Source organism: Desulfonatronum thiosulfatophilum (assembly GCF_900104215.1).
Taxonomy (GTDB): Bacteria; Desulfobacterota; Desulfovibrionia; order Desulfovibrionales; family Desulfonatronaceae; genus Desulfonatronum; species Desulfonatronum thiosulfatophilum.
On the sequence record NZ_FMXO01000007.1, the window covers coordinates 20100 to 39916 of the forward strand.

General features: G+C 58.5%; 19 protein-coding genes, 1 tRNA gene and 1 riboswitch. Of the genes, 12 read left to right on the forward strand and 8 right to left on the reverse strand.

From position 1 onward, the window contains the following. Positions 1-7: 7 nt before the first annotated feature. Genes BLP93_RS06860 through lysS form a run of 3 tightly spaced genes read right to left on the reverse strand, consistent with a single transcriptional unit; the run spans position 8 to position 3439 of the window. Entirely contained in the window at positions 8-691 is a 684-nt protein-coding gene (locus BLP93_RS06860; protein WP_092119086.1) for an ABC transporter ATP-binding protein, read from the reverse strand. Beyond that, complete coding sequence (locus tag BLP93_RS06865) at positions 684-1913, reverse strand: lipoprotein-releasing ABC transporter permease subunit (protein ID WP_092119089.1); 1230 nt, start codon at positions 1911-1913, stop codon at positions 684-686. Before BLP93_RS06865 ends, BLP93_RS06860 begins: the two co-directional genes overlap by 8 nt. Next, positions 1910-3439: a lysine--tRNA ligase gene (lysS, locus tag BLP93_RS06870; RefSeq protein ID WP_092119092.1), complete on the reverse strand. Its 1530-nt coding sequence runs from the start codon at positions 3437-3439 to the stop codon at positions 1910-1912. The genes BLP93_RS06865 and lysS overlap by 4 nt, the downstream gene beginning before the upstream one ends. A gap of 559 nt (positions 3440-3998) precedes the next feature. On the opposite strand from lysS, the gene upp reads away from it, so the two are divergent. The 4 genes from upp to BLP93_RS06890 all read left to right on the forward strand — a co-directional run bounded on the left by upp (position 3999) and on the right by BLP93_RS06890 (position 7179). Beyond that, positions 3999-4625, forward strand: coding sequence for a uracil phosphoribosyltransferase (gene upp / locus BLP93_RS06875; RefSeq protein ID WP_092119486.1), 627 nt, complete (start codon positions 3999-4001; stop codon positions 4623-4625). Between the two features lie 339 nt (positions 4626-4964). Next, positions 4965-6206, forward strand: a complete 1242-nt coding sequence (locus BLP93_RS06880) for a uracil-xanthine permease family protein (RefSeq protein ID WP_092119095.1) — start codon at positions 4965-4967, stop codon at positions 6204-6206. A 43-nt stretch (positions 6207-6249) separates the two neighbouring features. Next, a complete protein-coding gene (locus BLP93_RS06885) occupies positions 6250-6930 on the forward strand; it encodes a TorD/DmsD family molecular chaperone (RefSeq protein WP_092119098.1) in 681 nt (226 codons plus the stop codon). A gap of 173 nt (positions 6931-7103) precedes the next feature. Next, positions 7104-7179: transfer RNA gene (locus tag BLP93_RS06890), tRNA-Asn, on the forward strand. A 70-nt stretch (positions 7180-7249) separates the two neighbouring features. Here BLP93_RS06890 and BLP93_RS06895 read toward each other — a convergent pair. From BLP93_RS06895 to thiS, 5 genes are all read right to left on the reverse strand, one after another. Continuing rightward, a complete protein-coding gene (locus BLP93_RS06895; RefSeq protein ID WP_092119101.1) occupies positions 7250-10366 on the reverse strand; it encodes a PAS domain S-box protein in 3117 nt (1038 codons plus the stop codon). Positions 10367-10617: 251 nt separating this feature from the next. Then, on the reverse strand, positions 10618-11235 hold the full coding sequence (thiF, locus tag BLP93_RS06900; protein ID WP_092119104.1) for a sulfur carrier protein ThiS adenylyltransferase ThiF: 618 nt from the start codon (positions 11233-11235) through the stop codon (positions 10618-10620). Further along, on the reverse strand, positions 11232-12350 hold the full coding sequence (gene thiH / locus BLP93_RS06905) for a 2-iminoacetate synthase ThiH (RefSeq protein WP_092119107.1): 1119 nt from the start codon (positions 12348-12350) through the stop codon (positions 11232-11234). Before thiH ends, thiF begins: the two co-directional genes overlap by 4 nt. Beyond that, the gene (locus BLP93_RS06910; RefSeq protein WP_092119110.1) at positions 12347-13153 is read right to left on the reverse strand and encodes a thiazole synthase; all 807 of its coding nucleotides are present in this window, start codon (positions 13151-13153) and stop codon (positions 12347-12349) included. The genes thiH and BLP93_RS06910 overlap by 4 nt, the downstream gene beginning before the upstream one ends. After that, a complete protein-coding gene (gene thiS, locus BLP93_RS06915) occupies positions 13153-13353 on the reverse strand; it encodes a sulfur carrier protein ThiS (protein ID WP_092119113.1) in 201 nt (66 codons plus the stop codon). Before thiS ends, BLP93_RS06910 begins: the two co-directional genes overlap by 1 nt. Before the next feature lie 309 nt (positions 13354-13662). Beyond that, positions 13663-13765, reverse strand: a riboswitch (TPP riboswitch). 18 nt (positions 13766-13783) lie between these two features. Between thiS and BLP93_RS16625 the strand changes: the two genes are divergently transcribed. From BLP93_RS16625 to dxr, 8 genes are all read left to right on the forward strand, one after another. Further along, positions 13784-13966, forward strand: coding sequence for a hypothetical protein (locus tag BLP93_RS16625; RefSeq protein ID WP_139162945.1), 183 nt, complete (start codon positions 13784-13786; stop codon positions 13964-13966). Between the two features lie 165 nt (positions 13967-14131). Next, complete coding sequence (rpsB, locus tag BLP93_RS06920) at positions 14132-14944, forward strand: 30S ribosomal protein S2 (protein ID WP_092119116.1); 813 nt, start codon at positions 14132-14134, stop codon at positions 14942-14944. Next, a complete protein-coding gene (tsf, locus tag BLP93_RS06925) occupies positions 14945-15547 on the forward strand; it encodes a translation elongation factor Ts (protein ID WP_092119119.1) in 603 nt (200 codons plus the stop codon). A 13-nt stretch (positions 15548-15560) separates the two neighbouring features. Next, positions 15561-16280 carry a UMP kinase gene (gene pyrH, locus BLP93_RS06930; protein WP_092119122.1) on the forward strand — a complete coding sequence of 240 codons (720 nt, stop codon included), beginning with the start codon at positions 15561-15563 and terminating at the stop codon, positions 16278-16280. A 2-nt stretch (positions 16281-16282) separates the two neighbouring features. After that, a complete protein-coding gene (frr, locus tag BLP93_RS06935; RefSeq protein ID WP_092119125.1) occupies positions 16283-16837 on the forward strand; it encodes a ribosome recycling factor in 555 nt (184 codons plus the stop codon). A 6-nt stretch (positions 16838-16843) separates the two neighbouring features. Further along, positions 16844-17569 carry a polyprenyl diphosphate synthase gene (gene uppS / locus BLP93_RS06940; RefSeq protein ID WP_092119128.1) on the forward strand — a complete coding sequence of 242 codons (726 nt, stop codon included), beginning with the start codon at positions 16844-16846 and terminating at the stop codon, positions 17567-17569. Then, positions 17566-18366: a phosphatidate cytidylyltransferase gene (locus BLP93_RS06945; RefSeq protein ID WP_092119131.1), complete on the forward strand. Its 801-nt coding sequence runs from the start codon at positions 17566-17568 to the stop codon at positions 18364-18366. Before uppS ends, BLP93_RS06945 begins: the two co-directional genes overlap by 4 nt. Positions 18367-18435: 69 nt before the next feature. Further along, positions 18436-19665 (forward strand): 1-deoxy-D-xylulose-5-phosphate reductoisomerase, encoded by a 1230-nt coding sequence (gene dxr, locus BLP93_RS06950; protein ID WP_092119133.1) that lies wholly within the window; start codon positions 18436-18438, stop codon positions 19663-19665. Positions 19666-19817: the final 152 nt, after the last annotated feature.

Here is a 19817-nt window from a genome sequence, read left to right on the forward strand (position 1 = left end):
TGCGGGTTTACAAGGAAAAAAGTTCGCCGCCACGCAGTTCGTACTGATGCCGCATGGCCAGGGCCAGATCTCGATTATGGGTCACAACGACCAGACTTGTTCCCAGGGTCTGGTTCAGGTGCATCAGTATTTGTTTGACGCTGCTGCCGGCTTCTTCATCCAAATTGCCCGTGGGCTCGTCCGCCAGAAGAACCCGGGGCTTGAGCAGCAGAGCCCGGGCAATAGCCGCGCGCTGGCGTTCGCCGCCGGAAAGGGTGGTCACCCGGTGATGTTTCCGGTCCCCGAGTCCGACCATCTCCAGGGCGTCCGAGGCTTCCCGGCGCGACCAACCGTGGGAGCGGCCGGCGATCAATCCGGGCAGGGCCACGTTTTCCAGCGTGGTAAACTCCGGCAAGAGATGATGAAACTGAAAGACAAAGCCGATGCTCAGGTTGCGCAGGCAGTCCTTTTCAGACTGATTCATCCGGCTGAGATCTTTTCCGAGAAAGAGAACTTTTCCGCCAGTGGGTTGGTCCAGCGTGCCCAGGATGTGCAGCAAGGTGGATTTTCCGGAACCGGAAGCCCCGATAATGGCAGCTGATTCGCCGGGCCGCAGGGAAAAGTCGATCCGTTTCAGGATGGTTAGTTGCTCGACCGCACTCCGGACCGTCTTGCTCAACCCCTGCACCTCGTACAACAGCGCGTCACTCATAGCGCAGAGCCTCGGCAGGTTGCAACCGGGACGCTTGGCGCGCCGGATAGAGCGTGGCCAGGAAACACATGCCCATGGCCGCCGCGGCGATGATCGTCAGGTCCGACCATTGCAACTGCACGGGCAGATGGTCCAGGTAATAGACGTCCATGGGCAGTTGGATGAACTGGTACCGTTGCAGCAGATAGGAAAGCAGCAGGCCGATGGCGAAGCCCAAGGACGTGCCCAGAACTCCGATCACGGTGCCCAGAAAGATGAAAATTCGGCCGATCCGCTTTGGGCCCGCGCCCATGGAGGCCAGGATCGCAATGTCCCGCGTTTTTTCCATGACCAGCATGACTAAGGTCGTGATGATGCTGAAGGAACCCACCAGAACAATCATTACCAGAATGACGAACATGGCCGTTTTCTCAAGTTTCAAGGCGGCAAACAGGTTCTGATTCATTTCCATCCAGGTGCGCACGTGCAACGGAAAGCCGCCCAAGGCGTCTGCCAAGTCGCTCGCGACGCGCGGGGCCGCGTACACGTCGTGCAGCCTAACCTCCAGCCCGGTGACCAGATCCTCGCGAAACCCCATCACGGATTGCGCGGCGGGTATGGTTACGTAGGCCAGGGACGAGTCGTATTCATACATTCCGGTGCGGAAAATGCCGCGCACGACGAAGTTTTTGACGCTGGGAGAGAAGCCGGCGGCTGTACGTTGTCCGGCCGGAGAGAGGAGATTCACGGGCGAGCCGACACGCAGCCCCAAGCGGCCGGCCAACTCGGCGCCGATGAAGATGCCGTAGCCTTCGGGGACGTCAACAAGATCCCGGACATCGCCCATGATCAGGTCGTCGGAAAGGGTGATCACGTTGTGGGAAAGCTCCGGATCGATACCACGCAGGACCACGCCCTTCACTCCAAAACTGGTGCTGAGCATCACTTCCGAATACATGAAGGGCATTGCTCCGGCCACGCCGGATATCTGAGCGGCCTGGCGGGTCAGGGGCTCGTAGTCACGGATCGTGCCTTCCAGACTGGTGACGACGATGTGGGCGTTGACGCCCAGAATCTTGTCCCGGAGCTCATTGCTGAAGCCGTTCATCACGCCCAAAACGACAATCAAAGAGGCGACGCCGAGGGCGACGCCGAGAATGGAGATCCAGGAAATGACGGAAATAAAGGCGTGATTGCGCTTGGTCAGCAGGTAGCGCAGGGCGATGAAGCGCTCAAATCTCATGGTCCCGGGCTGACCTCCGGACGCAGCAGCGGAAACAGGATCACTTCGCGGATGGAGGGACTGTCCGTGAGCAGCATGACCAGCCGGTCGATGCCGACGCCCTGGCCCGCGGCCGGGGGCATGCCGTACTCCAGGGCCCGAATGTAGTCGTCGTCCATGAAGTGGGCTTCCTCATCGCCGGCTTCCTTCTCCTTGACCTGTTCCTCGAAGCGGGAGCGCTGGTCCATGGGGTCGTTGAGTTCGGAAAACGCATTGGCGATTTCCCGGCCGGCGATGAAGAGTTCAAAACGGTCCGTGACGTCCGGATTGTCGTCGTTGCGCCGGGAGAGGGGCGAAATGTCCGTGGGGTAGTGGTAGATGAAATGGGGTTGAATCAGTTTGGGCTCCACCAGCAGATCAAAAAGCTTGGCCTGGAGTTTGCCGAGCTTTTCACCGATATGGGCTTTTTCGCCCAGCTTGAAGACCAGATTCTTGGCCTGATCGTAATCCTGGTACTGGGCCGGCTCGAGCCCCCCCAAGGTCTCCAATGACTCATGGAAGGTCAACCGCTGCCAGGGGCCGCCGAGATTGATGGATTCCCCCTGATAGGCGACCACCTCGTTGCCGGTGACCTCTCGGGCCAGGGCGGCGAACATCTGCTCGGTCAGGTTCATCAGATCCTGATAGGTGGCGTAGGCCCAGTAGAACTCCAGCATGGTGAATTCCGGGTTGTGCTGGGTGGAAATGCCTTCGTTGCGAAAGTTGCGGTTGATTTCGTAAACCCGTTCAAACCCGCCCACAAGCAGTCGCTTCAGGTACAATTCCGGCGCGATCCGCAAGTAGAGCTTCATGTCCAGGGCTTTGTGGTGGGTGGTGAAGGGGCGGGCCGTGGCGCCGCCCGGGATGGGCTGCATCATCGGCGTTTCCACTTCCATGAAGCCCTGGGCGTCCAGAAAGGTACGCAAAAAGCGCACGATCTGGGTTCGGCGCTGAAAGATTTCCCGGGTCCTGGGGTTGACCATCAGATCAACGTAACGTTGTCGGTAGCGGACTTCCACATCCTTCAGGCCATGATACTTCTCGGGCAGAGGGCGCAAGGATTTGCTCACCAGGTCCACGCTGTCGGCCTTGATGGTCAGCTCTCCGGTCTTGGTGCGGAACAAGCCGCCGACAACTCCGACAATGTCGCCGATGTCGAACTTCTTGAACAGGGCATATTTCTCAGCGCCGATGACGTCGCGCTGGACAAAGATCTGCATCTGGTCCGTGGCATCCTGGACATGCAGAAACGCCGCCTTGCCGAAGGAACGCTGGCTCATCACCCGCCCGGCCACGGCAAAGGATTGATTCAGATCGGCGAGTTGTTCCTCGTCATGGTCGTGGTAGGCGGTCTTGATATGTGCCAGGTCGGCGTTCTTGGTGAAGAAATTGGGATAGAGGTCGACCCCGGCTGCCTGGAGCTGCGTGAATTTTTCACGGCGCTGTTTTTGGAGCTGGCTGAGGCTGGGAGTTTGCTCGGTAGTCAAGATGATTCCTTGGGTCTTCATGGGGATTGGCCATGAAAGGTGTATTCGGGAGAATGTGATCGGTGTCCGGGATTTCCTTCCCGTGTTGGTTCCGCTTGGTGACGCAATGCCCTGGGAATGAGCAGGGACTTGATCGCGCAACCTGTCGCGGCTCGGGTGACGGCTTAAGCCATGGCAATGGAACTGGGCGAAACCGCAACGCCTTTGCGTATGCCAACTTCAAGGCTTTCGTCAAGAATGCTCCCTCTGCGAAATGCATGGCGACAATAATCAACTTGACCGGGGAATTCAATGCGGTTTAGAAATCCAAGATTTTTTGCAACTACTCAAGCACAGCTTCATTACGGGTAATGTAATGGCCCGGCTTGTCTCGTTTTTTCCGACATCGCATGTTTGACTGAGCAGGATTCGTTCATTGAAACCATTGCAGGGACGACTGAAGCACCAATGCTGTTTGTCCGAGCAGTGGGTTGACGTATAACTCCGTCGAAGGTGTTGCGAAGCGGAATTATACGACAAGTTGGACCGCAGATGAAGTAGTTGCCGATTTTTTACAACCATTCAGCTCAGGGGGGTGTTTGTGTCCGTTCATGTGGTTCGCCATCCACTGGTGCAGCATAAACTTGGGGTCATGCGTCAGCACGACATCAGCACGAAAAACTTTCGGGAACTGGCGTCGGAATTGGCCAGGTTGTTGACTTATGAGGCCACGAAAGATCTGGAGACCGAGCCCGAGACGGTCCAGGGCTGGAGCGGTTCGGTTCAGGTTGAACGGATCAAGGGCAAGAAAGTCACCGTGGTGCCCATCCTGCGGGCGGGACTGGGCATGCTGGACGGCGTCCTGGACATGATTCCGGGGGCCAAGGTCAGCGTGATCGGCATCTACCGGGATGAAGAAACCTTGGACCCGGTGCGGTATTACGTCAAGATCGCGGGAAACATCGAGCAGCGCATGGCCCTGATCCTGGACCCGATGCTGGCCACGGGCGGTACTTTGCTGGCCACCATTGACCTGCTCAAGGAGGCCGGGTGCCGCAAGATCAAGGGCGTTTTTCTTGTGGCTGCGCCCGAAGGACTGGAGCGGGTCGAAAAAGCCCATCCGGACGTGGAGATCTATCTGGCCTCCGTGGACGAGCGGCTTAATGCCCAGGGATATATTCTTCCCGGTCTTGGGGATGCCGGAGACAAGATTTTCGGCACAAAGTAGTTTCTTCGAAAACGGTACGGGTTCGTAACTACTCAGCTGCATTCCGGCTTGTCTCGATTTTTCGGCCTCGCAACTCCTTCGCCGGCTTCGTAACATTGAACCATTGCTCGAATAAACATCAATTGGTGCTTCAGGCGTTTGGCAATGGTTCACTGAACGAATCCCGGCTCAGTCAGACAGGCGATGCCAAAATCGAGACAAGCCGGAACACTCCGGTTTTTAATGAAAAGCTGAATATTTACAATGATTCAAGGAAAAGGACCTGCTCCTGGCGATATCTGATGGAGCACACGGATGGTATTGGCAACAACAGCGGGAGACATCCCGTGAGGAGAAACAATGTCGACTATTTCCACGCCGGAGTACAAATTTCGTTTCAGGGACAGCCTGCTGGGCATGCAGATGCTGTTCATCGCCTTTGGCGCTTTGGTGCTCGTGCCGCTGCTCACTGGACTCGATCCCAACGTGGCATTGTTCACCGCCGGTGTCGGAACACTGCTCTTTCAGGTCATCACCAAGGGCAAGGTGCCGGTGTTTCTGGCCTCGTCCTTTGCCTTCATCCCGGCAATCATGTTCGGGGTGCAGACCTGGGGCATTCCGGCGACCATGTCGGGATTGGCAGCGGCCGGCGTGGTGTACGTGCTCCTGGGGATGTTCATCCGCTGGCAGGGGCCGGCGATTCTGGAGCGCGTCCTGCCGCCGGTGGTGTACGCACCGGTGATTATGGTCATCGGGCTGATCCTGGCCCCGGTGGCGGTGCACATGGCCATGGGGCGCACAGGCGACGGGTCGATCCAGTTGGTCAGTGAAAACCTGGCCATGTTCATCGCCCTGGCATCCCTGACCGCGACGATCGTGGCCACTCTTCTGGGCAAGGGAATACTGCGGCTGGTGCCGATCATGATCGGCATTTTGGTCGGCTATGTGTTGAGCCTGCTGTACGGCATCGTGGACTTTACGCCGGTACGGGAAGCCCCGTGGCTGGCCGTGCCCAGCTTCGTTCTTCCGGAGTGGAACTGGCAGGCCATCATCTTTATCGTACCCATTGCCATTGCCCCGGCCATCGAGCATTTCGGGGACATTCTCGCCGTGAGCAGCCTGACGGGCAAGAATTACGTCAAGGATCCGGGCATCCACCGCACCATGACGGGCGACGGCCTGGCCACGACCCTGGCCTCATGCCTGGGTGGGCCGCCGAATACGACCTATTCCGAAGTCACCGGCGGAGTGGCGCTGACCAAGGCCTTCAATCCTGCCATCATGACCTGGGCCGCCATCTCCGCGATCATCCTGGCCTTCGTGGGCAAGCTCGGGGCGTTGTTGCAGACCATACCCGTACCCGTGATGGGCGGCATCCTCGTGCTGCTGTTCGGTGCGATTCTCGTGGTCGGTCTGAACACCCTGGTGCGCGCCAAACATGATCTTATGGAGCCCAGAAACATGATCATTATTTCGGTGATCGTGGTGTTCGGCATGGGCGGCATGGCTTTCGAGACCGGGGAGTTCATGCTCAAGGGAATCGGCCTGGCCGCCGTAGCGGGAATCGTGTTGAACCTGATCCTGCCTGAGCGCAGATTATAGATGCCGGAGTTCTGTTCGGACAGTAACCGGATACGTAGAGCTTATGAATAACATTGATTCGGATCTGGAACTCAAGTCGTTGCTTTGGGGGCTGGAAGCGGTGTCCTGGATTTTTCGGGGGGCGGATGGCGGTCAATGGCGGAGCGCGGGCCAGGATTGCCTGCCTGGATTGGCCGGCGTACTTCTCTTCCTTGAATCTCGCGGTCTTGTCGAAAATGACGTCCTGGACAAGGCCGAAGGAATCCATGCAATGGTCGCGGGGGTCGCCGCGGAGCCGACGATGGACCCCGAAGACCTGGAGGCTGAGTATGTACGGTTGTTCGTGAACCGCCTGGGAGGGTTGGGAGTTCCGCTGTGTCAGTCCAGCTACGGCGAGGACGGCCTGCTCATGGGGGCGGCGGCTGAAGACATGCGCCGCCGTCTGGGCCGGGCCGGACTTCAGGTTTCGGACGCCCTGCCGCCGGATCACATCAGCATCGAGATCGGTTGCCTGATGTCGCTGCTTTCGAGCCGCTTTGCCTCGGACCACCCCCGGATTCCGCACGATGATTCGGCCTCGTTGTTCGCCGTTCAGGTTCTCCTGCCGTGGGTCGGTGAGCTGGAGGCCCGGATGAGACAAGCCGAGGCCCATGACCTGTTTCAGGTGGCCGCCGCAACACTGACGGCCATGGTTCGCCATATCTCCGCTCAGGGAGATCATTTTCCGGTGGAACAGCAGGCTTGAACGCAGGAGCCTAAGGTTGAATTTCGCGACCATTGCACGTGCTCAGGCGAGTAGTCAGGCGCAGTTCAATAAACTCTTTTACTTCAGTCTGTTGAACTCGTTTCGCTGAGATTTGAAAAAGGCTCTTGACGAGAGCAGGAAGATTGAATAGTTACTTTCCTTTCGCCGCGCACTCCCTGGTAGCTCAATCGGCAGAGCGGGTGGCTGTTAACCACTAGGTTGGCGGTTCAAATCCGTCCCGGGGAGCCATAAAAATCAAGAGGTTAGATGAAAGTCTAACCTCTTTTTTTTACGTCTATTGGCTGACTCAATCAAACAGTCAGCTTTCATGATCATCCAGCACCCGCCGCACTATGGTCGCCATTTCCTTCATCTGATACGGCTTTCCGAGGAAGCCCTTGGCCCCGGATGCCATGGTGTCTCTGCCTTGGCCATTCGCCGAATATCCGCTGGAAATGACAACTTTGACGGCGGGATCGAATCGCAACAGTTCCTTGAGGCATTTGTGCCCTCCCATGCCGGGCATGTTCAGGTCCAGCAGAACCAGGTCGATGGGAGAATTTGGCTCTTGGTACATCTCCAATGCCTGTTCTCCGTTGACGGCCATTCGAACGCTGTAGCCCAGCATTTTCAGGGCTTCCCAAGTCAATTCACGAATTTGAGGGTCGTCATCCACCACCAGGATGGTTTCGCTGCCGCCCTCGATGGATGATTCCTGTGAATCTTCCTCAGTCAAATCTTCGTCCCCTCGCTCGGCAGGCCAGAAGACCTTGAACGTCGTGCCGTTGCCCGGTTCGCTGTAGCATTGAATATGCCCGCCATGGCTCTTGACGATGCCGTAAACCGAGGCCAGACCCAGGCCGGTGCCCTTGCCGACTTCCTTGGTGGTGTAGAAGGGGTCGAAGACATGCTCCAAAACCTCCTTGTCCATGCCGGAGCCCGTGTCCGTGACGGTCAGGAGCACATGAGGCCCAGCGGAAGCGCCCGGATGGAGCCTAATAAAAGCCTCGTCCAGAACCGTGTTGCTTGTCTCCACCATCAGCTTTCCGCCTTCGGGCATGGCGTCCACGGCATTGCCCGCCAGGTTGAGCAGGATCTGTTCGATTTGCACCGAGTCGGCCAGAAGCGGCCAGACGGACGGATCAAGATGCAGTTCCAGGGCGATCATCTTCGGGATGGTTCGCTCAAGAATGCGAACCGCTTCTTGCACTTCATGGTTCAGATTTACCCGCGCCTTGCGCGATTCGGCCTTGCGGCCGAAAAGCAGCAGTTGTCGCACCAATTGGGCCGCGTGGTTTATGGACTTGGCCACGTTCTGCAGCCGGGTCGCGTCAGGATGATCCGACGGCTTGCCCTGCAGGAGCAGTTCGATGTTGCCGCCCATGGCCTGGAGCAGGTTGTTGAAGTCATGGGCCACGCCCCCGGCCAGAATGCCGAGGGATTCCATTTTCTGGGCCTGGAGCAAGGCTTGCTCGGTCTGCTTGAGTTCAGTCAAGTCAACATCGATGCAGATCAACTCGGGGCTGCTCCCAGGTATTTGGAATATGGCATGGCTGGTGAAGACCGGCACCCGTGATCCGTCCTTGCGCTTGAGGATCAGTTCCGCGGCGGGAGCGGGAATACCGGTTTCGGTCATCTTCTTTATTTCCCCAACAACTTCAGGTCGCATCTCTGCCGGAATGATCAGGTCACAGAGATTCTTTCCCAGAGCCTCATTCGGCGTATAACCGTAAATTGTCTCAGCTGCCTTGTTCCAAAAGAGGATCGTGCCGTCCATCCCATACCCCTGAACCGCAACCGTAGGGACATGTTCGAACAAGTTCCGAAAACGTGCTTCACTCTCGCGTAGCGCATCCTCGGCTCGTTTGCGCTCGGTGATGTCTTGATGGGTGCCTATCATGCGAATTGCCCGGCCTGATGCATCCCTGGACGCCGCACGGCCACGTCCCAAAATCCATTTCCAGGCTCCATCCCTGGATTGCATGCGGAATTCGACGGCAAATGACTCAATACGGTTTTCAATACAATCGAAGTTCCTTTTAAAGGCTTCCTCCCTGTCGTCGGGGTGGATCAGGTCGAGCCATGAATTCACATGTGTCGGAATATCAGTGGACTCATAACCGAGCATCCTGGCATACCCAGGACTATAGTAGACTTGGTCGGTTTGAATATCCCAATCCCAGACTCCGTCGTTGGTGGCATCCATGCTTAATCTGAATCGTTCCTCGCTCTCCCGCAGTGCCTCCTCGGCCTGATACCGAGAGGTGATGTCATGGTTGACGATAATGGCTGCTTCAACTTTTCCCTGCTTATCCAACACAGGAGCGGAATAGTTGAGAATGATTTTCTTTTTGCCGTCAAAGGCTTCAATTTCCAGAAGTTCGTCGACAATGGTTTCGCCTTTGTTCACGGTGTGCACCAGGGCCCAATCATTCGGCGCGATTTCTTCTCCAGAGGGCAGACGTTTGGCATTGAAAACGCCGTACTCTTGCTGGTCGACATTGGGTTCTGCCCCCCAAATAGCCACCCCTGCCGGGTTTCCTTGCATAAGCTTCCCGTTCTTGTCCGCGATCCATAGGCCGACGGGCAGGATTTCAAACACTTTTCTGAACAGGTTCTCGCTTCTGCGCAAAGCTTCTTCGGTCTGCTTCAGATTGGTGATGTCCACATGGCATCCCACCATGCGGACCGGAGTCCCGTCAGTGGCCCACTCGATGACCCGCCCTGCACAGATGACCCAGACGGTGGAATCGTCCCTGTGCCGATAGCGAACCACATTGTAGAAAGGTTCCCGGCCCCTGCTTTTGACGTGTCGATCAAAAATTTCAAGCACAGCAGGAAGGTCTTCGGGAAAGATGATTTTCTGCCAGGCTTCCGGCGAACTCTCCATTTCATGATCTTCGTAACCGAACATGCGCTTGAAGGCCGGACTCAAGTACTCGGTGTTCTCCACCAGATTCCAGTCCCAGTAACCAGAGAGGGTTGATTCCAGGATGTCCTTGAGGATTGTTTCGCTTTTCAGCAAGCCCTTCTCGGCTCGCTTGCGATCCGTTATATCCGTCGTAAATCCTTGATACGCAATGATATGCCCATCCTTATCCCTGACAGCTCGCGCATTTCTTGAAGCCCAGAACTCGGTTCCGTCCCGGCGACGGAACCGGCTCTCATGGTTGATCACCTCGCCGTGCGTTTCCAGCAGCCGGGTAAACAGCTTTCGATCTTCCGCATCGACGTAGATTTGCCTGGAAATATCCGTGGTGGAAGCAATCAGTTCCTCGGGCGAATCGTAGCCTAACATTCCGGCCAATGCTGGATTGGCTGAAATGTAGCGGCCATCAGGCGTGGATGTGAATATGCCGATAGGCGCAAGATCAATAAATTCCTGGAGGTCAGCGCCTATTATTTGGTGATTGGTTGCTGATGTCGTTGTGAGCAAGACGACTCCATGGTTGAGAAATCAATCATGTTTTGGTGGTGGGTATTAAGGCAAGCCGGATCAATCCCTGTAGGTTAGATATACAGAATAGTTTAGGAAACCATAAACAAATATACGGAATCAAATCAAGCATTCAGCAAAGGTCCGGTTTGCCTTGATTATGTGGCCTCGCAAACCCCACGTCGGGCAGGTGAAGTCAGGATCGCCGGAAGACGACTGAGCGGGCAGGCGGCACTGCCCCAATGCGCGGATCAGGATGGTGTCGGCGTGAGATGCCACGTCAGGATGGCGTCAGCCTGTCTGGCCGCAGCCAGGGCCACGATGGGAGCCTGGGGAAGGTTGGTAAGGCAACAGGTGGAGGTTTCGTCGCCCACGAGGAGGAAGCCGGGGCGGACCATGCGGGTGCGGATTCTGTCCGGATCGCCGTATCCGGCAACTCCTGACGCGGCGACGAACAGTTCTTTCACCGGAACCATGGACTCGGCCAGCAGTTTCTTGGCGCCCGGATCGTCCACGCATTCCGCCACAGCGGTGCACCGGGCAAACAATTCATGGACATTCCGGCCGGTGATTCGCGTTTCGAACAGGTCAAGCTCCAGATTGGGATTGATCCGCAGGAGGTTGGCGGCCAGGGCCGCCACCTTGGGCTGGCCGATCTGGTCCGGAAAGAAGAACTGCCGGTTCAGGTTGGAGGCTTCCACCCGGTCGAAGTCCACCAGCACGAAGCGCTTGAACCCGGCGCGGACCAGAAAATGCGCGCAATTGGAACCCAGACCTCCGGCCCCGGCCAGGCCGATGCGCGCCTGTTGCAGCCGTTCCAGGGCTTGGGTGCCGATGTGCCCGGCAATACCTTGCTCCGTGAAGTTCACGCCGCCTTCCTGTCCAGCGGTTGCCAGTCCTTGAAAACCGGCTGAAAACCTTTGCCGCGGAGCATGGCGGCGATCTCCTCCACAGTGCGGGGGTCATTGACTTCAAACTGGGGCGTTCCGGCATTGCTCGAGCCATGTCCGCCCACGGACGTGGACACTCCCGCGGAAAGCCGGGTCACGCCCAGGGGGAGGAGGTTTTCCCGCAGCCGCGCGGACTCCCTGGTGGACAGGGTGATGGACGCCCGGGGCAGATACAGGCGCTGGGCCAGGAGGATCTGGGTCAAATCGCGATCCGAAACGGGCCGGTCCGGCTGCCAGTCGCCTGCATGGGGGCGCATTCGCGGCAGAGAAACCCCGATTTCCGTGCCGGGATAGCGATCCTGGAGCCAGCGCGCGTGCATGGCCGTCCAGAAGGCGTCGACGCGCCAGTCGCCAAGCCCGTACAGGGCGCTGATCCCCACCCAGCGCATGCCGGCCAGGCAGCCGCGTTCCGGCGCGTCCAGGCGGAATGCGTAGTCGCGTTTCGGGCCGCTGAGATGAACCTGTTCGTACAGTGCCGGATCGTAGGTCTCCTGGTAGATGGTCAGCCCCTCGGCCCCGGCCGCGATGAGCCGGGCGTATTCCGAAGTGGTCAGGGCATATACCTCCAGGACAAGGCTGGGGAAGAACTCCCGCAGCACTCCCAGGGCTTTTTCCAGATAATCCAAGGGCGCTTTGCGGGGGGCATCCCCGGTGAGCATGAGGATCTGCTTCAGGCCCGTGGCCGCGATGTCCCGGGCCTCGGAGCGGATCTCCTCCAGGGACAGCTGCCGGCGGGTGTTGACCTGTCCGGAGTTGAACCCGCAGTACACGCAGCGATTGGTGCAGTGGTCCGAGATGTACAGCGGGATGAAGAGCTGTACGGACCGGCCGAAGTGGCGCAACGTGACTCCGGCAGCCTCTTGGGCCAGGGCCTCGAGCAAGGTCCCCGCTGCAGGAGAGAGCAGGGCCAGCAGATCATCGGGACCGAGCCGGTCGCGGCCCAGCGCCCGAATCACGTCCTGCTCCGTGCAGGCCTCTGCGGCCGCGGGCACGTCCAGGCCCCGGTACTGATCGAGCAGGGTGTGGAAGCTCATGGGCGTGGGGGGGCGGCGTCTTCGACGGACGGCTGATCCAGAAAGCCCGTCAGGGGGGAGGACGGAGCGGCGCGTAGGCGCTGGGCTCCCGGTCCGGCCAGATATCCCTGGCGTCCGGCCCGCACCGCGTCCGCGAAGGCTCTGGCCATGGCCACCGGGTCATTGGCCGTGGCAATGGCCGTGTTCACCAGCACCGCATCCGCGCCCATCTCCATGGCTTCGCAGGCATGGGAGGGACGGCCCAGGCCGGCGTCCACGATGATCGGCAGGTCGATCTCCTCGATCAGGATGCGGATCATCTCCTTGGTCCGTAGGCCGCGATTGGTGCCGATGGGCGCACCCAGGGGCATCACCGCCGCGGCCCCGGCCTTGACCAGGTCTCGGGCCACGTACAGGTCCGCGTTGACATAGGGCAGGACCACGAATCCCTCCTTGGCCAGGATCTCCGTGGCCCGGACCGTGGCGTAGCCGTCCGGAAGCAGATGGTTGTTGTCCGAGATGACCTCGATCTTGATCCAGTTGCCGCACCCCATGGCCCGGGCCAGCCGCGCGATGCGCACGGCTTCGTCCGCGGTGCGCGCGCCGGAGGTGTTGGGCAAAAGCCGCATCCGGGAGGGGATATAATCCATGACGTTGCCCGTGGCGGAGTCCAGATCCACCCGGCGCAGGGCCACGGTGATCACTTCCGATCCCGAGGCTTCGCAGACCGCGGGAATGACGGCGTCGTCGCCGTACTTGCCCGTGCCGATGAACAACCGGCTGTGCAGGGTTTCCGTGTCGATGCGCAGATCTTCGCTGGACATCACCCACCTCCCACGAAACGCAGCAGTTCCAGATGGTCGCCTTCTCGAAGCGTTGTCTCGGAAAATTGCTCTCCAGGTATGATCTCCCGGTTCAACTCCGCGACCACGACGGCCGGATCAAGCCCCTTGCTCGTGATCAGCTCCTGGAGCGTCAGGGGGGCTGTCAGGTGTTCGTTTATTCCGTTGATGAGGATGTGCATCGTTGGTTCCAGATGTGGCTTTGCGTTTATGCGCGTTTAGACTGAAAAATCAAACAGTAACATTCAGATCAACCCTGCGAAAACGGACTGGATACCCGCCTTCGCGGGTATGACTGATTCGGAAGCGGCATGGCAAAACAAGTCATTCCCGCGGAGGCGGGAATCCAGTGCAAGGATGATGCTTTGCACCAGGATGTGCTGAATGGCTTCCAGAAATTTACACAATCAACCAAAAGCAGTGTAATCAAAAAAAACGCCTTTTCGGAGCCGGGAGGCAGCTGGTCCGAAAAGGCGGTCTTGTTTCAAAAATGCGGTGCATGGCTGCTTTCCTCCGACGGCATGATCCGTGTCAGGTTCCAAGGGTCGGGACGGGTTGTCCCCTCTCAGCCTCGCGGCTCCCCCAGCTATTGGGAACCGTAGTGGAAAGCAGTTGGAGTGTAAAGGATACGAACGCCCCCACGACTTCCCCATCGCAATCGAAATCGCCATCGCCATCGAAATCGCAATCGCAAGAAATATTCGCCATTGGTGCAGCGCCATCTTCATCGCAGACATGAAGATCGATTTCGATTCCGATTGCGATTTCGATTTCGAGATGGATGGGGAGTGGTGATCGGGGGGGAAGGTTTTGCTTGCCAGGGAGGGAATTATGGCCTAATTAAACACGGTTCAAAATTCGCACATCCTTCGTATGGCCCGAGGGTCTCTCGTCCGGGACGAGAGTGAGCGGGCGCGTGAACGGAGGGTGGAGGAAAAACCCAATTCGAGGAGTATTATCATGGCGTATGTGACAATGAAGCAAATGTTGGAGACCGGCGTGCACTTCGGTCACCAGACCCGACGCTGGAATCCCAAAATGCGGCCCTATATTTTCGGTGCGCGCAACGGAATCCACATCATCGACCTGCAGCAGACCGTGCGCATGTTCCATAAGGCGCATGACTTCATTGCGGAGACCGTTGCCCAGGGCGGCAAGGTCATGTTTGTCGGCACCAAGCCCCAGGCCCGGGAGATCATCAAGCAGGAAGCCGCGCGGGCCGGCATGTATTCCGTAACCCATCGCTGGATGGGCGGTACCATGACCAACTTCCAGACCATCCGCAGCAGCATTGATCGTTTGAAGAAGCTGGAGACCATGTTCGAAGACGGAACCATCAACCGTTTCGTCAAGAAGGAAATCGTGCGCATGCAGCGCGACGTGGAGAAGTTGAATCTGGCGCTGGGCGGCATCAAGGATATGGACGGCCTGCCCCAGGCAGCCTTCATCATCGATCCGAACCGGGAGCAGATCGCTGTCCAGGAGTGCCGTAGGCTGAACATCCCCGTGGTCGGCGTCGTGGACACCAACTGCGACCCGGATCTGATCGACTTCATCATTCCCGGCAACGACGACGCCATCCGCGCCATCAAGCTGTTCTCTGCAAGTATCGCTGATGCCTGTATCGAGGGAGCCGCCAGGATGCGCGACGCTGCCGGCGCGGAGCAGAAAATAGAAGACGAACAACGCGCTGACGAAGGCGCCGAGCAGAAGGCGGCCGATGCGACGATCAGCACAGATGAAAGAATACTTGACGCTACGGAGGAGAAGTAAATGGCAATTTCCGCAAGTTTGGTAAAGGAGCTGCGCGAGCGAACCGGCGCGGGCATGATGGACTGCAAGAAGGCGCTGGAAGAGTGCGGCTGCGACCAGGAGAAGTCCCTGCTCTGGCTGCGTGAAAAAGGCTTGTCCAAGGCCCAGAAGAAGTCCGGCAGGGCGACTTCCCAGGGCTATATCGGTTCATACATCCACTCCAACGGCAAGATCGGGGTCATGGTCGAGTTGAAATGCGAAACCGACTTCGTGGCCAAGAACGAGAAATTCCTGGAACTGGCCAAGGATCTGGCCATGCAGGTGGCTGCCACTTCGCCGCTGTGCGTTGCGCCCGAGGACATTGATCCCGAGGTTCTGGAACGCGAACGGCAGATCTTCACCCAGCAGACCAAGGATGAAGGCAAGCCGGACAACATCATTCCGAAGATCGTGGAAGGCCGGATGAAGAAGTTTGCCCAGGAAGTCTGCCTTTTGGAACAGGCCTTCATCAAGGATGATTCCCGTAAAATAAAGGATCTGATCACCGAGACCATCGCCGTGCTCGGGGAAAACATCCAGGTCGGCCGGATCGTTCGTCTGGCCCTGGGCGAGGAGGCGGCCTAGCTGCCGAAACGTCATGCAACTTAAATACCCCAGGGTACTCCTCAAAATCAGCGGCGAGGCCCTGGCCGGGCCCAAGCCGTTCGGAATCGACCCCGAGACCATTGACACGTTTTGTCAGGAGATCGTGGACGTTGCCGACTTGGGCATCGAATTGTCATTGGTGATCGGCGGAGGGAACATTTTTCGAGGACTCTCCGCCGCTTCCCAGGGCATGGACCGGGCCGGCGCCGACTACATGGGCATGCTGGCCACGGTGATCAACTCCCTGGCTGTTCAGGACGGGCTTGAAAAGCTGGGGCTGACCACCCGCGTGATGACCGCCTTCCCCATGCAGCAGGTCGCCGAGCCCTACATCCGTCGCCGGGCCATCCGGCACCTGGAAAAAAAACGGGTGGTGATCTGCGCTGCGGGAACCGGAAATCCGTTTTTCACCACGGATACCGCGGCCGTGTTGCGGGGAGCCGAACTCAAGGTTCAGGCGATTCTCAAGGCCACCAAGGTGGATGGAGTCTACGACAAGGATCCCAAACAGCATCAAGACGCCCGGTTGTTCACCCACATCTCCTACATCGACGTGTTGAAAAAGCGCCTGCAGGTCATGGATTCCACGGCGATTTCCCTGGCCATGGACAATAATCTGCCCATCATCGTGTTCAACTTGTTCACCGCGGGCAACATCAAGCGGGTCGCATTGGGAGAAGACACGGGAACGCTGGTCACAGGAGGAGAATAAGCATGGCTTCCGTATTGAACGACAACAGAGAGCGCATGGAGAAAACCCTGCAAAGCCTGGACAAGGAATTCAAGCGACTGCGCACCGGACGGGCTTCCTCGGCCCTGCTGGAAGGCATCCGCGTCGATTACTACGGCACACCGACTCCCTTGGAGCAGATGGCCTCCATATCCATTCCGGACAGTCGGACCATCGCCATTCAGCCCTGGGACCGAGCCGCCTTCAAGGATATCGACAGAGCCATCCTCAAGTCCGACCTGGGATTGAACCCGGTCAACGACGGAAAAAACATCCGGATCAACATCCCTCCGCTGACCGAAGAACGGCGCAAGGAACTGGTCAAGATTGCCAAGAAGTTCACCGAGGAGGCTAAAGTCGGCATTCGCAACATCCGCCGCGATGCCAACGACACCCTGAAGAAGCAGGAAAAAAACAAGGAAATCACCGAGGACGAACTGCGCAAGATCCAGGATGACGTCCAGAAACTGACGGACGAGTACATCGCCAAGGCTGACGAGGTTTTTGCGGCCAAGGAAAAGGAAATCATGGAGATTTGAACTGGTTTGTCTTCACTTCCTCAACATATCGCCATCATCATGGACGGCAACGGGCGCTGGGCCGAGCAGCACGGGCTGCCCCGCAATGAAGGGCACAAGGCCGGAACCCAGGCAGCCCGCAAGGTCGTCACCCATTGCCGTAAGCTCGGCATACCGCACCTGACGTTCTATACTTTTTCAAAGGAAAACTGGTCCCGCCCCCGCGAGGAGATATCGTTTCTCTTCGACTTGCTCCAGGCGTATCTCAAGGACGAGATGGACTCCCTGCTGGAGCGCGATATCCGGTTGCAGGTCCTGGGCGAGTGGTCCGACCTGCCCTTTTCCCTGCGCCAGATCCTGCGCCATGTCTGCTCCCGGAGCAGCCACTGCAGGTCCATGGTCGTCAACCTGGCCCTGAACTATTCCGGCCGGGAGGAGATCCTGCGGGCCTGCAGAAAACTCATGGATCAGGGGCTTGGCCCGGAGCAGCTTACCGAAAGCCATTTTGCCGCGCAGCTGGATACGGCCGGCCAGCCCGATCCGGACCTGATTATCCGGACCAGCGGCGAGCAGCGCCTGAGCAATTTTCTGCTCTACCAAGCGGCCTACAGCGAATTGTACTTCACGCCGGTCTTCTGGCCGGATTTTGACGAATCCCACCTGCAGACGGCCCTGGATGTATATGCCGGGCGGTCGCGCCGTTTCGGGGGCCTGGAGGCGCCGACAGCGGAAACCTCCTCGAGCAAAACATGACCCTGACTTCTCACCAAAAGCGACTGTTGACCGCGCTGCTGCCCCTGCCCCTGCTGCTGTGGGTGCTTTATGCGGGCGGATGGCCGCTGCTGTTGCTGGTGATCGTGCTTTCCGCCCTGGGACAGTGGGAATTCTACGCCATGTTCTGGCAAAAGGAACAGCTCGCGAACAAGTTTTTTGGGATCGCGGCGGGCTCGATTTTTTTGCTCGGCGTCTTTCTTTCTCCGGCCGCCGCGCCGATTCTCCTGGCGGTATTTTTTTGCCTGTCCGGGGTCCTTTTTGTCTCGACCTACGCCGGAGCGCCGGATTCCACCCGCTACCAGGACGCGCAGATCCTGTTCCTCGGCGTCTGCTATCTTCCCCTGCTGTTGCATTTCGCCCTGGCCCTGCCATGGCCGGCGCTGCTTCTGGTGGTGGCCGCGGCCTTCATCTCCGATACGGGCGCCTATTATGCCGGATCGATGTGGGGCAGGCGCCACGTCTGGCCGGCCATCAGTCCGAAGAAGACCTGGATGGGCAGCGCGGGCGGAATGACCGCCTGCATCCTGTCCACCGTGATCATCGGTCTGATCTGGGGAACAGCCGGCGTCCCGGCCCTGGTGCTCCTGGGAGTAGTCCTGAATGTGGCATCCCAGTTTGGCGACTTTTTCGAATCCGCGCTGAAACGTTCCCGGGCCATCAAGGATTCAGGAGCCCTGTTGCCAGGTCACGGCGGCGTCCTGGACCGCATCGACAGCCTGCTTTTCGCGCTTCCCGCGTATGCCGCGCTCAGTTACCTCCATCCGTTTTTCGGATAGCAGATGATCGGGCCTCTTGCGGCACAATAATTCCTTTTTCGTCAACAACTTATTCTGAAGTCTGCATTCATGCCCATGCCCAATGGTTTCAACTACATCAGCGCCGTTCCCGGATCCGGATCTTCAATCGCAGCGGACAATCCCCGGCGGCTCGTCATCCTGGGCAGTACCGGTTCCATCGGACAAAGCGCCCTGGGCGTGATCCGCGAGCATCCGGAGCGGTTCCGGATGCTCGGCCTGGCCGGCGGGCGCAACATCCGCCTTCTGGCGGAACAGGCCCGGCAGTGGCGACCAGGGATGCTGGCCGTACTGGACGCTTCCCTGGCCCGGGAACTCGCGGAACTGTTGCCCCCGGACTATTCCCCTGAAATCGTCCACGGCAAGGAGGGCTACGAATCCCTGGCCACGCTTCCTGAAGCGGAGCTGGTGATTTCCGCCCAGGTCGGAGCCGCGGGCCTTCCGGCGACCCTGGCCGCGGCCCGGGCCGGCAAGGTTATTGCCCTGGCCAACAAGGAATCCCTGGTTCTGGCCGGAAACATGATCCGCGAAGCCTGCCGTCAATCCGGGGCCATGATCCTGCCCGTGGATTCCGAGCACAACGCCGTGTTCCAGTCCTTGCGCGGCGAAAAATCATCCAGTCTGAAGCAGATCATTTTGACCGCGTCCGGCGGCCCGTTCCGGGATCTGGACGCGGCCGACCTGGCCGGGGTGACGGTGCGCCAAGCCCTGGCGCACCCCAACTGGTCCATGGGCGCGAAAATCAGCGTGGATTCGGCCACCTTGATGAACAAAGGGCTGGAGGTCATCGAGGCCTGCCTGCTGTTCGGAGTGGAGCTGGAGCGCGTTGCCGTGCTGATCCACCCCCAGAGCATCGTTCATTCCCTGGTGGAGTTCGAGGATCGTTCCCTGCTGGCCCACATGGGCCCGGCGGACATGCGGGTGCCCATTTCCTACTGTCTCGGCTTTCCCGATCGTTTGGGCCTGCAAAGCCTCGCCCCCCTGGATCTGCTCCAGGCCGCGACCCTGTCCTTTTCCGCGCCACGGTCAACGCTGTTTCCCTGCCTGGATCTGGCAAGACAGGCTTTTGCTTCCGGCCCGAGCCACCTGGTGGTGCTGAATGCGGCCAACGAAACCGCGGTGGATCTCTTCCTGAAGGAAAAACTGTCCTTCATGAACATCCCCGCGCTGATCCGCCACTGCCTGGACGAACATCCCGGAGAACCCATGGATTCCCTGGAGTCCATCCTGGACCTCAGCGCCCGGACCCAATCCCGCGCCCAGAACTGGGCCGTCAGGTAAAGAAGTTGCATGGCGGAGATTCGTTCTTATCTGTTGCAGTTGAATTAAAATCGAAACCGAAAAAGCGATAAATTAAATCGTTCGATTACGATTTCGATTTCGATAAGAATTAAAAACTTGTGATGTGCTATTTTAGCCAGACATTAAACTAA

Coding starts and splice junctions, on each gene's coding strand:
- BLP93_RS06860 (WP_092119086.1), bottom strand. CDS start 691: ATGAGTGACGCGCTGTTGTACGAGGTGCAGGGGTTGAGCAAGACGGTC.
- BLP93_RS06865 (WP_092119089.1), bottom strand. CDS start 1,913: ATGAGATTTGAGCGCTTCATCGCCCTGCGCTACCTGCTGACCAAGCGC.
- lysS (WP_092119092.1), bottom strand. CDS start 3,439: ATGAAGACCCAAGGAATCATCTTGACTACCGAGCAAACTCCCAGCCTC.
- BLP93_RS06880 (WP_092119095.1), top strand. CDS start 4,965: ATGTCGACTATTTCCACGCCGGAGTACAAATTTCGTTTCAGGGACAGC.
- BLP93_RS06885 (WP_092119098.1), top strand. CDS start 6,250: ATGAATAACATTGATTCGGATCTGGAACTCAAGTCGTTGCTTTGGGGG.
- thiH (WP_092119107.1), bottom strand. CDS start 12,350: ATGAGCTTCCACACCCTGCTCGATCAGTACCGGGGCCTGGACGTGCCC.
- BLP93_RS06910 (WP_092119110.1), bottom strand. CDS start 13,153: ATGTCCAGCGAAGATCTGCGCATCGACACGGAAACCCTGCACAGCCGG.
- thiS (WP_092119113.1), bottom strand. CDS start 13,353: ATGCACATCCTCATCAACGGAATAAACGAACACCTGACAGCCCCCCTG.
- rpsB (WP_092119116.1), top strand. CDS start 14,132: ATGGCGTATGTGACAATGAAGCAAATGTTGGAGACCGGCGTGCACTTC.
- tsf (WP_092119119.1), top strand. CDS start 14,945: ATGGCAATTTCCGCAAGTTTGGTAAAGGAGCTGCGCGAGCGAACCGGC.
- pyrH (WP_092119122.1), top strand. CDS start 15,561: ATGCAACTTAAATACCCCAGGGTACTCCTCAAAATCAGCGGCGAGGCC.
- frr (WP_092119125.1), top strand. CDS start 16,283: ATGGCTTCCGTATTGAACGACAACAGAGAGCGCATGGAGAAAACCCTG.
- BLP93_RS06945 (WP_092119131.1), top strand. CDS start 17,566: ATGACCCTGACTTCTCACCAAAAGCGACTGTTGACCGCGCTGCTGCCC.
- dxr (WP_092119133.1), top strand. CDS start 18,436: ATGCCCATGCCCAATGGTTTCAACTACATCAGCGCCGTTCCCGGATCC.